This window comes from Chitinophaga eiseniae (assembly GCF_012641265.1).
GTDB classification, from domain to species: domain Bacteria; phylum Bacteroidota; class Bacteroidia; order Chitinophagales; family Chitinophagaceae; genus Chitinophaga; species Chitinophaga eiseniae_A.
Genome location: NZ_JABAHZ010000002.1, coordinates 1,370,554 through 1,386,529 on the forward strand (window position 1 = coordinate 1,370,554; position 15,976 = coordinate 1,386,529).

Here is a 15,976-nt window from a genome sequence, read left to right on the forward strand (position 1 = left end):
CTGATACTAATCCTGATCTCATACCAGGGAGTTTTTATATCACAGAACAATGAATTTTTACTAATTATCAACCTAATGAATTTACGCCACTGGCTTTTAATTTTATTTATCTTCTGCGCTTGCCGGCAACCAACCACCAAAACCTTGCCCTACTGGGTACAGGAAGCATTTAGCATCGATAGTATGCAGCCGGCAAAGTTATCGCCCCGTTTCCGGGATGGCTATGTGTTGGTGAGCCAGCGCGATGATCCGGGAGCGCTATTTCTCCTTAACAGCAAAGGACAGGTGGTTTGGTTCCACCAGGTAAAAGGCACCGGTTTTAAAACCGCGCATCTTACGGCCAACAAAACATTTCTCTGTATCCTGGGAGGCAAAGAATACGCCACCAGTTACGGCAATCAGATATTGGAAATATCGCTGGAGGGCGATACCCTGTTAAACCTGCGCAAAGGACAGGGCGACTTTACCGCCAATGCACATCATGAAGTGCTGCTAAATCCCGATAATAACATTGTGCTGTTAAGTATCGTGGAAAAAGTTGTTGACCTCAGCGCTGCTGGTGGCAGTACCCGCGATACCGTTAAAAGCGATGGTATTCTCGTGCTGGATCGAAAAGGTCATAAGCTATGGGAATGGACGGTGTTTGATGCTTTAAGCCCACTAACGGATACGGCTATACTGCGTACCCGTACGGACTGGATGCATGCTAACAGTCTTAGTTACGATAAAGATGGCAACTATCTCATTTCCTTTTACAACAACGGACAAATATGGAAGCTGGATGCCAACACAGGTCGCGTAATCTGGAAATTTGGCCGTGGCGGCGATTTCAGCTATCCTGATTCGGCTGCTTTTGATATGGGGCATGCGGTACATATTAACAGCGAAAATGACCTGATGTTGTTTGATAACGGCGTGTCCCGCCAACTGTCACAAACACTCAGTTTCCACCTGGATGAGCAGACTAAAACAGCTACGGTAAATATCCGTTCTCCCTTACCTGGTTATTTGTTTAACGATCGGATGGGAAGTGCTTATCTGGTGGATAAGGACAACCTGTTGCAATGTTGTTCCAAACGCAATACGGTTTTGCTGACCGACCGGCATGGTACGCCGCTGTGGCAGCTGCGTTGCACCTTTATTCCTTACCGGGCAGAGTTTATTCCTAAGGAAGCCCTCCCTGGTTTATAGTATAATTTTTTTTGGAAGATAAATACCTGGCCTATTATGAAGAGTTTATTACGTATCGCTACCGGTGGTTTCCTGCTGGCTACTGCCGCCACCGTATTTTATTCCTGCCAGACAAAGGTGCAGGGAGAAGAAAAAGAAAAAACGAAAACACCGGCAGTGGCAACTGCGCTGTTGCAAGTCGATAGCACGGCCATTCCCAATGATAAGTTTGGAAAGGAAGTAAAATATGGGCAGCAGCTGATGTATAATACAGCCTATTACATAGGTCCGGAAGGCATCAATGGGAAGTACCTTGGCAATAAAATGAATTGTACCAACTGTCACCAGCAGGGAGGTACCAAGCCTTTTTCCTTTAATCTCATGTTGTCGCATGAAGACTATCCCCAGTACCGTGCCCGGGAAGGAAAAGTATTGACCCTGGCGGAAAGGGTGAACAATTGCGTTACCCGCCCGCATAATGGCCGTCCACTGCCGCTCGACAGTAAAGAGATGGTGGCGTTCCTGTCATATTTCAGGTGGATCAACAGCTTTGTACCGAAGGACAAGCCTTTTAAAGGCCAGAAAAACCTGTCGGTAACGTTGCCTGATATAGCGGCTAACCCGGAGCATGGCGCGCTGCTGTATGAGCAACATTGCGCCCGTTGTCATGGGAAAGAAGGAGAGGGACAATTACGCCCCGACCAGCTAACCTACACCTATCCGCCCTTATGGGGAAAATATGGATACCAGCCGGGTTCCAGTATGCACCGCATTATTAAACAGGCGCAATGGCTGAAAGCCAACATGCCATATGATAAGGCTACCTGGGATAAACCTTTCCTCAGCGATGCCGAAGCCATGGATATTGCCGCTTTTGTAAACGACGATAGCCGTCATCAGCGCCCCGATGTAAAGAATTTTGATTATCCGCATATGGAAGAAAAAGCATTGGACTATGATAAAGGTCCTTTTGCTGATACTTTTTCCGTTGCCCAGCATAAGTTTGGCCCTTATCAACCGGTAATCGATTACTGGAAAGCCAAGGGTATGAAAGCCAGTTATTGACCCCCTATTTAATCCCTATGTAAGCAAAAAGGTTGTTCCATCGTGGAACAACCTTTTTTTATGCCCGTAGTTAACCCGGATTATTTTTGTGCAGCTGCCCAGCGGGCCATTTTCTGTTCCAGTACAGAAAGGGGCACACAACCGTCTTTCAGTAACTCATCGTGGAAAGAAGACAGGCTGAATTTACTACCCAGGGCAGCGGTGTATTTATTGCGTAGCTCACGTATTTTCAGTTCCCCGATTTTATAAGAAAGTGCCTGCGCCGGAATGGCCATATAGCGCTCAATTTCAGCGGTAGCTTCCTGTTCGGATAACGGTTCGTTATCCATCATGTATTTGATGGCTTGTTCGCGGGTCCAGCCTTTGGTATGCAAACCAACGTCGACGACTAAACGAATAGCGCGATGTATTTCGTCGGTCAGTCGACCAAAGTACATGTAGGGGTCGGTGTACAGGCCCAGTTCTTTACCCAGGCTTTCGCAATAGAGTGCATATCCTTCGCCATAGGCGCCAATCCAGGAGAAGCGGCGGAACCTGGGCAGGGAATCATTTTCCTGTTGCAGGGAGATCTGGAAATGGTGTCCGGGAATGGCTTCATGCAGGAAGAGGCATTCCATGCCGGTGTAAGAAAACTGTGTAGCATCGAGGATGGGCACATAAAATACGCCGGGGCGGGTACCATCGGCGCTGCCCTGCATATATTCGGCCGACGCGGAGGCTGCCCGGTAGGCTTCGGTTTGCCGGATTTCGAATGGTGTTTTAGGGAGATGACCGTACATCTTTTTAACACCGGGCATGATTTTATTTTCGATGGCTTTGAACGAATCAAGAATAGCCGCGGGTGTTTTAAATATGCGCAATTTTTTATCCGTACGAACGGAGGCAAAAAATGCTGGTAAGTCGCCCTGGAAGCCGGTGCTGTTTTTCACCGTTTCCATTTCACCCCGGATGCGGGCTACTTCTTTTTCGCCCATGTTGAAGATAGCTTCTGGGGTGAGATCGGTAGTGGTCCAGGTTTTAACGAGGTAGGCATAATAGGCTTTACCATCTGGTATGCCGCTGATACCACTGCTGCTGCGGGCTTTGGGCAGGTATTCGTTCTGCAGGAAAGCCTGTAGTTTAGCGAAGGAGGGTAGTATATTTTTTTCAATAGCTGCTGTATAATCCTTTGTCAGCTGTACTTTCACCTCAGCGCCGAGCGAGTCGGGGATCATTTTCAGCGGGGCGTAGTATACGTTATTAGCGGGGTCTTTTTTGGCCAGGTCGGTTACCTGGGGAATCACTTTTACCACCAGGCTTTTGGGCAATACATAGCCGGAGGTCATGCCACGGCGCATGTTGGCGATAGCGGTATCGGTCCATATCGCAAAGCGTTCCATACGATGCATGAAGTTGCGATAGTCTTTTTCTGTTTTGAATGGCTGAGCTGAGGTGCCGCCGGCCAGCTGGGTGAGGGTGAGTGGCAAACAGGTAAACTGTTGCACTGGCATCAGGTAGTCATGGAAGGTAAGCCCTTCCCGGTTGACGTCGAATTCTCTCCGTAACATATCGTAGGTGATGCGGTCGTTACCGGAGAGGGCGCTGTTATCAATTCCTTTGATGGCTTGCTGGTAGCTGGCGAAGAACGAATCGGCTTTAGCGCGATAGCTTTCACTGATATCTATCGGCAACTGGTCGTTGTATTGGTTTTCGCCGTTTTGGGTGGCCTGCAAGGGGTTGAGGGCCATGTTTTCGGCATAGTAGCGACTGGCCAGATGGTGAAGGGAATCGGCTGTGGCTGCAGGATTGCTATGATTCCCGGGCGATTGACAGGCGCCCGCGAAAAGCGAGGCTGCGATCAACAGGTAACGAGGTTGTTGTAACTTGATCATGTGTGTGGGTTGTGAATAAGGACTAATTTACCGTTTTATCTAAAGAAAAAAGCTTTCCGAAGAATCGGAAAGCTTATTTAGAACAGTGAACAATGAAAAAAAAGATAAAAAATATTATTTAAGATTTTTTATACGAATACTTTTGAAAGAAACCTCATTACCGTGATCCTGTAACAGGATATGTCCTTCCGGCCACAACCCAAAATTCTTCCAGTTTTTATACTTGCTGATAGCTACCAGGTCTTTGAAAGCTTGGGAGCCGCGCTCATATTCCAGCACTTTAAACCCATTTAACCAATGCTCTACGTGGTTATTTGGATACACAATAATACGACCTTTGTTCCATTCTCCAATAGGGTTGATGGCACGTTTTTCCTGTTTTCTTGTCATGAGATCGTAAAGGCTTGCTAACGTGCGGTTTCCGTCGCGTCCTAATTTGGCATCCGGGTGCTTTTCGTCGTCCAGTACCTGGTATTCCAGCCCGATAGCCGACTTACCCCCGGTTTCGTAGGTCTCGCTCACAAAGTATTTTACGCCGCTATTCGCGCCTGGCGTGAGTTTGAACATAAATTCCAGTTCAAAGGCGCCATATTGTTTTTCCGTAACAATGTCGCCGCCGCTGCCTTCCTCATCCCCATTGGAATGTTGGATGGTCAATACCCCATCGTTGATCACCCAGCCTTTTTCAGGGAAGGTTTTCTTGTACACGCCTCTCCAGCCTTTGGAGGTTTTACCATCCCACAGCAGTTGAAAGCCGTTTTTCTTTTCCTGGCCGGAAATGGTGTTATCCACATTGTTAACTACGTAGATATTGTCGTACGACGAATACTGGGAAGGGGCCGGGTTTTCGATGATCCGTATATTCTTCCAGTAGATATTTTTATTGTCATCTTCTGCTTTTTTGCCGATACCATGTACCTGGAGGGCGATAAAGCCTTTAGGCAGGGCGGTATCCACCAGGTGGGCGGTAGGTACGCCGTTTACCCAGGTACGCATTTCATTGCCCCGGCACTCGATACGGTATTTATTCCAGCCGTCTTTTTTAAAGGCTTGTTGTCCCGCCGGGTTTAACTCCATCGGATATTGCCAGCCCCTGCGGCCTTCTTCATAAATACCACCGCTCCATTTGCGGTCAGACGGGTCTATTTCCATCTGGTAGCCGAATACACGTCCGTTCTGGTAGTCCGGCCTGCTCTGGCTGCGGAATTGGATGCCGGAGTTGAATTCCTTTCCCAGCTTGAATTCCAGCTCCAGGATAAAGTCGCCGTACTCTTTGTCTGTGGCCAGGAACGAATTTGGTGTATTCATTACCGTGGTACCCACAATTTCGCCGTTCTGCACATTGTATTTCGCCTCACCTCCCAGCTGTTTCCAGCCTTTCAGGTCTTTACCATTGAAAAGTTGGTGCCACTGGGCTTTCTGAGCATACAGGCCGCCATACATACATAGCAGGGAGCCGCATAAAAGGATCGCTTTTTTCATAACTAAAAAGGAATAAGGAGCCCAAAATAATCAATGGAAATGATTTTTACAACCGATTGCAAAACATTTTTATTTTATATATATGACGTAGGGACCCCGGAAACCGATAATTGCCATGATTTTTAAAATAATGTTTGCAAACGATTGCAGAAATGTAAAATTGTCTTATTTTGGTTCATCGAAGAACCTGAAGCGACGGCCAAAATCTAACTTAAGTATCCTTTATTCCACTTATCACAAACTACGTTATGAAAAGATCTTTCTCACGTTTTGTCTGTATGATAGCATGCCTGCTATTCCAGCAACTCACCATGGCACAGGGAAATTCCTCAACGGTGGAGGGAAATGTACTGGACGCCCAAAAAATGCCACTTGTAGGGGTAACTGTTTCTGTCAAAGGAAGAAGTTCCGGCACCCAAACAGATGCCAGAGGACATTACCGGCTACAGGTAAAAGACCCGGCTAATGCCACGCTGGTATTTACTTTTATTGGTTTTACATCGGTAGAAGAACCTATCAAAGGTCGCACTACGATCCCGGTCATTCTCCAGGAAGACCGTAAAAAACTGGAAGAAATCGTGGTAGTAGGTTATGGTCAGCAAAAGAAAAAAGATGTGACCGGCGCCATCTCCTCTGTAGGTACCAAAGCCATACAAGACGTACCGGTTACCAACCCGCAACAGGCCCTGCAAGGCCGCGCTCCTGGCGTGGAAGTTATTAACAACAGCGCCAAACCAGGCGATGAACCACAGGTACGTATCCGCGGTACCCGTTCCCTGTCGGCCGGCAACGACCCACTCTATGTAGTAGATGGTATTCCTTACGCCGGTAACCTCAGCGATATCGGTACAGGAGTAATACAATCGATGGATATTTTGAAAGATGCCTCTGCTACAGCCATTTATGGTTCCAGGGGCGCCAACGGCGTGGTGCTCATTACTACCCAACGCGGCAAGCTGGGCAAACCCGTGGTGTCCTACAGCGGCTCCTATGGTTATGTACAACAGCTGGGGGAAACAGATATGTTGGACGCCAACCGCTTCATAGAAATGCGTCGCGAAGCCAACCGCACCATCGGCAAGTACAACGATAATAACCGCGACTCCTCCGACGCCGTTATCTTTAACGCCACCGAACTGGCCAATATCAAGAAAGGAACAAACGTAGACTGGCAAAAGCTCATGATCTCCCCGGGATACCAAACCAACCACGCTATTTCTGTAGCAGGGGGTACGGAAAAAACAAAGTATACCGTGGGACTCGGATACTTTAAAGACCAGGGCGTATTGAAATTACAGAGCTACGAACGCTATAACATCAACCTGGGCATCGACCAGATGATAGGCAACCGGGTACGCGTAGGAGCATCCCTGTTGGGCGCTTATAGTCTGCGCAACGGCGAAACCTACAACGGTATCGACAATGCCCTGAAAATGTTGCCCATCGCATCGCCCTACGATGATAAAGGCAACCTCATTATCCTGCCTACCGGCGATAGCCAGCAACCCAATCCACTACTGGATTATGTACCCGGTAACCGCGTGGAGCTGATGAAACGTTTCCGCCTCTTTACCAGTTTATACGGAGAAGTGGAAATCGTTAACGGCCTGAAATACCGCCTGAATGTAGGTCCGGACCTGCAATACTATAACTATGGTCTTTTCCAGGGTAAAAATAATACTAACCTGCTGATAGGCGGCGGCGATGCGCAGGCCAGCAAAGGCAACGCATCTACCCTGGCCTATACTATCGAAAACGTGTTGACTTATAACAAGTCTATCAAAAAACATAATCTCGCTGCCACCGGTTTGTACAGCGTACAACGGCAAACAGCGGATATCATGACTACCAACGTAAGAGGGATCCCGGTGGAAACACAGCAATATTTTAACCTGGGACAAGCACTCTCCGTAACAGGCGTAACCAGCAGTCTCAGTACCTGGACTATCCTCTCTTACATGGGGCGTATTAACTATGGTTATGATGACCGTTACCTCTTAACACTTACCCTCCGTGCCGATGGTTCGTCCCGTTTTGCACCCGGAAAAAAATGGGGTTACTTCCCTTCCGTGGCAGTGGCCTGGAATATAATCAACGAAGCACCATTTAAAAATCAGCGTACCCTGGATAACTTAAAACTCCGCGCCAGCTATGGCCGGATCGGTAATACCGGTATCAACCCTTATGCTACGCAGGGATTGCTGACCAGGATTCCCTATTCCTACGGTGGAAAGGGCTCCCTGGGCTTTGTACCGGGAGATCTGCGCAATCCTAACCTGACCTGGGAAACCACTACTTCCACTGATATAGGCCTGGATTTCGGCTTCTTCAATGGCCGCATTACCGGTGTGGTAGAATGGTATAACCAGAAAACCACCGACCTGCTAATGCCACACCTGCTCCCCTATAGTAATGGCTTCAACCAGGTACTCGAAAACCTGGGTACTTCGAGAAACCGTGGATGGGAAGTAGGGCTCTCTGCTATCATCATCGACAACCCTAAAGGCTTTAGCTGGAAGATGGATGCAAACGTTTTCAGAAACCGTTCCAAGATCCTTTCCATTGGTGGTGGAAGAAGTGCAGACGTGGGTAATGGATGGTTTGTAGGCCAGCCTACCTATGTGTATTACGACTTTAAGAAGACAGGTATCTGGCAGGTGGAAGACGCTAAGCTGGCCGCTAAATATGGCGTAAAACCAGGAGAGATCAGGTTGGAAGATGTGAATAAAGACAGCACGATCGATGCCAAAGACAGGCAGATACTCGGTTCCCCGGAACCTAAATGGTCGGCCGGTACTACGCAACGCTTTTCCTATAAAGGCTTTGAATTGTCGATCGTAGCATTTGCCCGCATAGGCAGTATGATACGGAGTGATTTTTATTCTAACTATAATACCCTCTTTGGTCGTTACAATAACCTGAACATTGATTATAACACGCCTTCCAATCCTACTAACGATTTCCCAAGGCCTAATGCCAACCAGGAAAGACCCAGCAACTACCAATCGCTCAGCTATTTCGACGGCTCTTACTTCAAAATCAGGAATATTACCCTGGCTTATAGCTTGCCGGATGCACTCGTAAAACGCATGCAGATGCAGGAATTACGCTTTAGCGTAGGGGTAAAGCAACCGCTGATCATTGCGCCTTACCGTCAACAGTGGAAAGGAATAGATCCGGAAGATGTGAATGTAATCGGTATTGACGCACCAGCCACCTGGATGCTGCAGTTTGGATTGAATGCGAGATTTTAATCAACTCTTAAAAGGAAAACGTTATGAAATATATAGTGCCTATCATGTTGCTGGCTTTGACAGTAAGCTCCTGTAACAAAATGCTGGATGAAAAAGTAGTCACCAATGTGACAGACGATTTTTATAATACCAAAGCAGGCTTTCAAACCGCCGTTACCGGCTCCTATGTGGCGATGCGCAACTTTTACAGTACAGAAAGAGGTATGACGCTCACAGAAACCGGTACCGATATTTATACCAACGGCTCCGATGGTAATTACAAATTTACCAGTCAATATACTTCGCAGCTAGACGCCCGCTATGACCATGTGAGGGAAGTATGGAATAGCTTTTATCAAACCATCAATACCTGTAACGTGGCGGTAGACCGGGCCAATAACATCCCGGGCCTGGACGATGCCACCAAAAAAACAGGAGTAGCAGAGGCGTTGTTCTGCCGCGCACATTACCATTTCATCCTGATGGAAATGTTTGGCGCCATACCCTTACAGCTGCACGAAAACACTAAAATTGTAACAGAGTCGCACCGCGACAGCGTTTCCGCCATATACGATGCCGTGATTGCCGACTTGCTGGCGGCTGATAAGGACCTGCCCGCAGCAGCTGCCAATTGGGGACGGGCTACCAAAGCGGCCGCTGAACACCTGCTGTCCAGGGTATACCTCACCCGCGCTTCTTCGCCCCAGGCTAAGCCTACAGATTATGCCGATGCTGCAAAATATGCCGACCAGGTGATCAAAAACTTCGGATTCCGCCTGCTGGATGATCCCGGACAAGTGTGGGCACAGGGCAAGGAAAATAATTCGGAAACAGTATTTGCCGCACAATATACTGCCGATCCGCTATATGGCTATCCCGACAACAATGCCTGCCGCTTTTTCCTGATGCAGTACGATGTATTGGCCGGTATGAAGCGCGATCTGCCTAATGGCACGCCCTGGAAGCGTTTCCGGCCTACAAAATTCCTGATCGACACCCTGTATAAAGACCGCGTGCATGATGTACGTTACGAAAAGTTCTTTACTACCGTATGGTACGCCAATACCGCCACAGCCAAGTTAAATGTAGGAGATACCGCAGTGTACCTGCCGGGCTATGATGTTACCAAGGCAGAAATAGAGAGTAAAAAATACATGCTGGTGCCGCCCAGGTTGTATACCGAACGCCTGTATCCTTCCCTGAATAAGTTTGCCGATTCCCTGCGCCCGGATAACCAGGCCTCCGGGGTAAGGCCCTTTATCGCTTTCCGCCTCGCAGAAGCTTACCTGATCGAAGCCGAAGCCAAAATGATGCAGGGCGACAATCAGGGCGCTGCCGACCTGGTAAACATAGTACGCTGGAGAGCTGCCAGGGTAGGTGCTACACCCGCCGAAACACAGGCCAACCGCGATGCGCTGACTGCCAAAGCATCCGATATGACCATTGATTTTATATTGGATGAAAGAGGACGGGAATTGGTAGGCGAGCAAATGCGCTGGTTTGACCTCACCCGTACCCACAAATTATTGGAAAGAGTACAAAAGCATAATACCGAAGGGGGACCCAACATTCAACCTAAACATGTACTGCGCCCGATTCCACAGGACCAGATAGACAGATCGTCTAATCCATTCCCACAGAATCCAGGCTACTAGCAGCTGAAGAAGCAAAAAGCTATTGAGGCAGATGATCAGCGCGAATATTAAAAAATCGCTAAGGTCATCTGCCTCAATAGCTTTTTGCTTATCTTCAGTTGCCTTTTTAAACTCAAAAAACCTTCGTCCTATGGCACAAAAAAAGATATTGTTACTTACCGGTGATTATGCAGAGGATTATGAAACCATGGTACCTTTCCAGATGCTGCAAATGATTGGCCACGACGTACATGCTGTTTGTCCGGATAAAGCTGCCGGCGATAAAATCAAAACAGCCATCCACGATTTTGAAGGTGATCAAACCTATAGCGAGAAGCCAGGACATGGTTTTGTACTGAACGCCACTTTCAACGATATAGCAGGCGCCGATTATGATGCGCTTGTCATTGCGGGTGGCCGGGCGCCGGAATATCTGCGTTTAAATAAGAATGTACTGGAGCTGGTAAGACACTTTTTCCTGGAAGATAAACCGGTAGCGGCGGTATGTCACGGTATCCAGATCCTGACAGCGGCTGATGTGGTACGGGGTAAAAAATTAACTGCTTACCCGGCGGTAGGGCCTGAAGTAACGGCTGCAGGTGGTACCTATGTATCAGTGAATGTATATGAAGCGGTGGTTGATGGTAAACTGGTGACGGCGCCGGCATGGCCAGCTCATCCGCAATGGATAGCGGCATTTTTACAGGTGCTGGGAACCAGTATCACGCTATAAATTTACATATTTGTAAATAATTGATTATAAAAGAGATAAAGAAAGTTTAAATTATCTTTCTACGGATTTTCAAATTAAACGTGCATTACTTACCTTTGCAGCCAAATTCAGGAGGCTATCCCTGCATTGGCAATTGATAATTCGTAATTTGTAATTGATTTTTATAATATGTCCGGACAGCTTAAAGAAGTTCGTAACCGAATCAAATCTATTCAATCTGGTCAGCAGATCACCAAAGCCATGAAAATGGTAAGTGCTGCTAAATTAAGACGCGCCCAGGATGCGATCATGCTGATGCGCCCTTATGCTGTAAAGCTCCAGGAAATGTTGCAGAATATTGTTTCCAACAGCGAAGGCAATATCAATACACCACTGGCGGCACAGCGCCCTGTTGAAAAAGTATTGATCGTGGTTATTACGTCTGACAGAGGTTTGTGCGGTGCTTTCAACTCTAACCTGATCAAGACGGCTAAACGCGTGATCCGCGAAAAGTACGCAGAGCAGTTTGAGAAAGGCAATGTAGAATTGTTACCAATTGGTAAAAAAGGATACGAGCACTTTGTGCAAAACGGTTATAAAGTAAACGGCAAATTCTGGCAGATTTTCTCCAGCCTTACTTTCGATCACGTAAAAGAAGCTGCAGCCGTAGCCCTGAATGGCTTTACCAACGGTACTTACGATGCAGTGGAAATTGTGTACAGCGAATTTAAAAACGCCGCTACACAAGTATTTGTAACAGAACAGTTCCTGCCTATTGCTAAGGTGGAAAACCAGGATAAAAGCGGTTTGAAAGCCGACTTCATTTTCGAGCCTGAGAAAGAAACCCTGATTGCGGAACTGATGCCTAAAATTCTGAATACCCAGTTCTTTAAAGCCATCCTGGATTCACATGCCTCTGAGCATGGCGCCCGTATGACTGCAATGGACAAGGCTACAGAAAACGCCAGCGAAATGCTGCGTTCCCTGAAAATCTCTTACAACCGCGCCCGTCAGGCAGCAATTACCACCGAGCTGACAGAAATCGTGAGCGGTGCTGCAGCATTGGCTGGATAAGCAGTGTAAGACACTTTTTAACATTAAGTCAACAACTGAATTAATATTTTCAGATTAGGGTCAAAGACTGTATTTTCGGTCTTTGACCTTTTTTTATAAAATCCACCTCCTGTTAACGTATGGAAATATCACAGATCATCCCGCACGTGGAAGCATTAATTTTTGCCGCCGACAGGCCCTTGCCTTTGCTGGAAATAGTGGATCTGCTCAACAATGCCTTGGCTTTCCTGGAAGACCGCACCAACCTGGATCAGGTAGAAGCCGCCATGGAGGCTATCCGGGAAAAATATAGCTCGGAGTTTTATGCGTTTGAAGTACGTAGCAGCGGTGGTGGTTATCAATTCCTTACCAAGAAAGAATATTATCAGACGGTAGCCCAGCTGAACGGCGATAAATTCCTCAAACGCCTGTCTACCGCAGCACTGGAAACCCTGGCTATTATTGCCTACCGCCAGCCTATTTCCAAAGGAGAAATTGAATACATCCGTGGGGTAAGCACCGATTACTCTATCCAGAAACTCCTGGAAAAAGAACTGATCGTTATTACCGGCCGTAGCGAAGACCAACCAGGTAAACCCCTGCTGTACGCTGTGTCCCGCTCCTTCATGGATTATTTTGGCCTCGCCTCTGTTGCCGATCTGCCTAAGCTGAAAGAACTGTTTGATGAAGAAATCGTGCAGCCCACCCTGATCAGCGATGAAACAGCCACCCTGGGCAGAGGGGAACATAGTCAACATAACACAGAAAGTATTCATTCCCTGATGGTATCGGAAGATGGAGAATTACTTGATCCCGACCACCAGCTCGATCATATTGCCGCTGCTCCACCTGAAGATGAAACTCCAGCCTCGGAAGATGAAGAAGTAGAACCAGATGATGAAATTGTGCCCCTCGATGATTTTATTGAAGAAGCCAACGAGGAACTGGAAAATAACGATGAAGAAACCGGTAGTGCAGAAATTACTGATATCCCCGCCCCCGAACCAGAAGCTGCACCCGATGAAGAAATAGCTGATGGGGAAAGTAATGAAGATCCGGATGGCATCATGGAAGATGCTATCTCTCATATGCCCGATACCACAGAAAACATACCTGCACAGGAAGAAAAAGTCGATAAAACGGAAGAAACAGACGAAACGCCGGAAGATGATGATGGATTGGAAGAATTCGACAACTCATTTGAAGAGCGGCTTTTCGGGGAAAAATTATTGCAGGTAAATGGTCCCGATGCGAGTAACGAAGAGGAGGAAGAAGAGGAGGATGACGAGGACGAAGACGACGATGATGATGATTGGGATGATGAAGATGAGGAGGACGATGATGATGAAGATGATGAGGAGGACGACAGTGATGAGGAAGATGACGACAACGACGATGATGAAAGTACAGATCCCGGCGACAGAAGAAAATAAGTGTAAATCATAGCAACGGCCACACCACGGAGGTGTGGCCGTTGTGTTATAGCGAAGTTTATAACCCGGCAATCACCGTAGCAAAAATCTGGCTTAGCAGTTTATCTGCTTTACCGGCTACTGCGATAATTTCTTCAATAGAAACGGGGTGCAGGTTGTCTGGATCGCATTCATCTGTAACCACCGACACTGCGGCGCAAGGCAATTGCAGCTGGTTGGCTACTATTACCTCCGGCACCGTGCTCATTCCTACCAGGTCGGCGCCGATCATGCGTAAAAAGCGATATTCCGCCCTTGTTTCAAGGTTAGGTCCCATCACGGAAACGTATACCCCTTTTTTCAGGGTAGCGCCCTGTGAAGCGGCGGCAGTCTGTATCTGGGCGCCCAGTCCCGGATGATAAGGACAGCTCATATCCGGGAAGCGGGGACCATATGCGGCGGCATTGAGGCCGCGGAGCGGGTTTTCCGGCTGCATATTGATATGGTCGTCCAGCAAAATAAGATCTCCTTTTTTAAAGACGGGATTCATGCCGCCGGCTGCATTGCTGAGCAACAGGTGCTGAACACCCAATGCTTTCATGACACGCACCGGGAAGGTGATTTGCTGCATCGTATAGCCTTCATAGTAATGAAAACGTCCCTGCATGGCAATAACGGGCGTATCGTTGATATGACCGAGTATCAGGTGTCCTTTATGTGATTCTACCGTGGATTCCGGGAAATGCGGAATTTGCTGGTAGGGAATGGAATGTGCTATTTTGATATGATTTACCAGTTCACCCAGTCCTGTTCCCAGTACTACGCCCACGCGGGGTTGCTCAAAGGAAAAGGATTGCAGATAGGCAGTAGCTGCCGCTATTTGTTGCAGTAACAAGTCCATACGTCATTAAAATTTGTTGCAAATTAATTCCCTTTACGGGCAATCATGTAAAACAAGGGTGGAAAATATCTTTTGCACCAGAGCAGTATTCTTTCTTCGCGGGCAATGAGCACTACTTTTTTCTTCCGGCGTATGGCGGTCAATATGCGCCGGGCGCATTGTTGCACAGAAATACCTTTGGCCGTAGTGGGATCCATTTTTCCATAAGGGCTGCCATCGGCGGTAATAGCGGAATAGGTAATGGGGGTGTGAATGCGTCCGGGGCAAATAATGGTGGTATATAATCCGGGGATAGGCTGTTCTGTTTGCAGGGTTTCGAAATACCCTTGCAGGGCGTGTTTGGCGGCGTTGTACCCCGAGCGCCAGGGATATCCCATCAATCCAGCCATACTGCTGATCACAATAATCTGTCCGCCGCCCTGTGCTTTGAAATGAGGCAACAAGGCTTGTGTGAGCATCACTGCGCCGAAGAAATTCACTTCCATTAATTGCCGGACGGCGGCCACGGAAGTATCTATCAGCTTGGAGCGCTGAGTAACGCCGGCATTGTTCACCAGGATATCTATTTTCCCAAAAAAGGTGAGTGTGGTTTGGGCGCCGGCTATTACTTGGGCTTCGTCTGTTACATCCATCAGGAGGATTTCACAATGGGGCGTATATACCAGGCATTCGTTCCTTACCGCTTCCAGGGCGGCCTGGTTGCGGGCGGCGAGGATAAGCCGGGCCTTTTCCCTGGCCAGCAGTAATGCCAGCTCGTGGCCTATACCCGAGCTGGCACCTGTGATCAGTATTACTTTATTGGTAAAATACATGTGAGCCGTTATCAGGATTTCAACGGAACGATCTTAATGTTTTTCCATCTCACCTTAATACCACCACCAGAGTGGATCTGTAAGGCTATCTGTCCATTGGCGGCGCCAATTTTTTCATCTTTCAGGGTAATCATTTCATGACCATTGAGCCAGGTAGTCACATTATCGCCCTGTACCCTAACTTTCATGGTATTCCATTCGCCCATTTTCAGGTATTGTTCTTTTTCCTTGTCGGGTTGTATCAGCCATCCACGGCCATAAGATTCGTAGATACCGCCTGTATGTAAGCCGGGAGGGGCTACTTCAGCCTGCCAGCCGGTAATTTTGGTGCCTTCCAGGGAGGAGTGGAAGAATACGCCGCTGTTGCCATTGGCCTCCTGTTTAAACTGTACGGTAAGCTCAAAATCTTTATATTGACCATCGGTACCCAGGTAGCCATATTCTTTATCAGGGCCGCTTTCACAGATGAGTTCTCCTTTTTCCACATACCATTTTTCAGTACCATATATTTTCCATCCGTCCAGGTTTTTTCCGTTGAATAAAGACTGTGCTTTTTGCGCAGAGGCACTACCGGCGCCCAACAGGAGGGCGGCTCCCAGTACGAATTTCAGGCAATTTTTTTTCATAACAC

At 47.7% G+C, this 15,976-nt stretch carries 12 protein-coding genes; 7 read left to right on the plus strand and 5 right to left on the minus strand.

Going from position 1 to position 15,976, the window contains the following annotated elements:
- Positions 1–75: 75 nt before the first annotated feature.
- Positions 76–1,191: an aryl-sulfate sulfotransferase gene (locus HGH91_RS13300; RefSeq protein WP_168738892.1), complete on the plus strand. Its 1,116-nt coding sequence runs from the start codon at positions 76–78 to the stop codon at positions 1,189–1,191.
- Between the two features lie 36 nt (positions 1,192–1,227).
- Positions 1,228–2,235, plus strand: a complete 1,008-nt coding sequence (locus tag HGH91_RS13305) for a c-type cytochrome (protein ID WP_168738893.1) — start codon at positions 1,228–1,230, stop codon at positions 2,233–2,235.
- Positions 2,236–2,315: 80 nt separating this feature from the next.
- Here HGH91_RS13305 and HGH91_RS13310 read toward each other — a convergent pair whose 3' ends face one another.
- Both HGH91_RS13310 and HGH91_RS13315 read right to left on the minus strand, forming a co-directional pair.
- Positions 2,316–4,106, minus strand: coding sequence for a DUF885 domain-containing protein (locus HGH91_RS13310; protein ID WP_168738894.1), 1,791 nt, complete (start codon positions 4,104–4,106; stop codon positions 2,316–2,318).
- A gap of 114 nt (positions 4,107–4,220) precedes the next feature.
- Positions 4,221–5,588: a DUF1080 domain-containing protein gene (locus HGH91_RS13315; protein WP_168738895.1), complete on the minus strand. Its 1,368-nt coding sequence runs from the start codon at positions 5,586–5,588 to the stop codon at positions 4,221–4,223.
- A 248-nt stretch (positions 5,589–5,836) separates the two neighbouring features.
- Here HGH91_RS13315 and HGH91_RS13320 point away from each other — a divergent pair, with 248 nt between their 5' ends.
- From HGH91_RS13320 to scpB, 5 genes are all read left to right on the plus strand, one after another.
- Positions 5,837–8,842, plus strand: a complete 3,006-nt coding sequence (locus HGH91_RS13320) for a SusC/RagA family TonB-linked outer membrane protein (RefSeq protein ID WP_168738896.1) — start codon at positions 5,837–5,839, stop codon at positions 8,840–8,842.
- Positions 8,843–8,865: 23 nt separating this feature from the next.
- Positions 8,866–10,476 carry a RagB/SusD family nutrient uptake outer membrane protein gene (locus HGH91_RS13325; RefSeq protein WP_168738897.1) on the plus strand — a complete coding sequence of 537 codons (1,611 nt, stop codon included), beginning with the start codon at positions 8,866–8,868 and terminating at the stop codon, positions 10,474–10,476.
- A gap of 130 nt (positions 10,477–10,606) precedes the next feature.
- A complete protein-coding gene (locus HGH91_RS13330) occupies positions 10,607–11,188 on the plus strand; it encodes a DJ-1/PfpI family protein (RefSeq protein ID WP_168738898.1) in 582 nt (193 codons plus the stop codon).
- A 168-nt stretch (positions 11,189–11,356) separates the two neighbouring features.
- Positions 11,357–12,241: an ATP synthase F1 subunit gamma gene (atpG, locus tag HGH91_RS13335; RefSeq protein ID WP_168738899.1), complete on the plus strand. Its 885-nt coding sequence runs from the start codon at positions 11,357–11,359 to the stop codon at positions 12,239–12,241.
- A 119-nt stretch (positions 12,242–12,360) separates the two neighbouring features.
- Positions 12,361–13,653: an SMC-Scp complex subunit ScpB gene (scpB, locus tag HGH91_RS13340; RefSeq protein WP_168738900.1), complete on the plus strand. Its 1,293-nt coding sequence runs from the start codon at positions 12,361–12,363 to the stop codon at positions 13,651–13,653.
- 58 nt (positions 13,654–13,711) lie between these two features.
- Here the strand turns inward: scpB and HGH91_RS13345 are convergent, their stop codons facing one another.
- The 3 genes from HGH91_RS13345 to HGH91_RS13355 are packed head-to-tail and all read right to left on the minus strand — an operon-like array spanning position 13,712 to position 15,971.
- Positions 13,712–14,533: a purine-nucleoside phosphorylase gene (locus HGH91_RS13345; RefSeq protein ID WP_168738901.1), complete on the minus strand. Its 822-nt coding sequence runs from the start codon at positions 14,531–14,533 to the stop codon at positions 13,712–13,714.
- 23 nt (positions 14,534–14,556) lie between these two features.
- Positions 14,557–15,345, minus strand: coding sequence for an SDR family oxidoreductase (locus HGH91_RS13350; protein ID WP_168738902.1), 789 nt, complete (start codon positions 15,343–15,345; stop codon positions 14,557–14,559).
- 11 nt (positions 15,346–15,356) lie between these two features.
- Positions 15,357–15,971, minus strand: coding sequence for a DUF1080 domain-containing protein (locus tag HGH91_RS13355; RefSeq protein WP_168738903.1), 615 nt, complete (start codon positions 15,969–15,971; stop codon positions 15,357–15,359).
- Between the last annotated feature and the right edge of the window lie 5 nt (positions 15,972–15,976).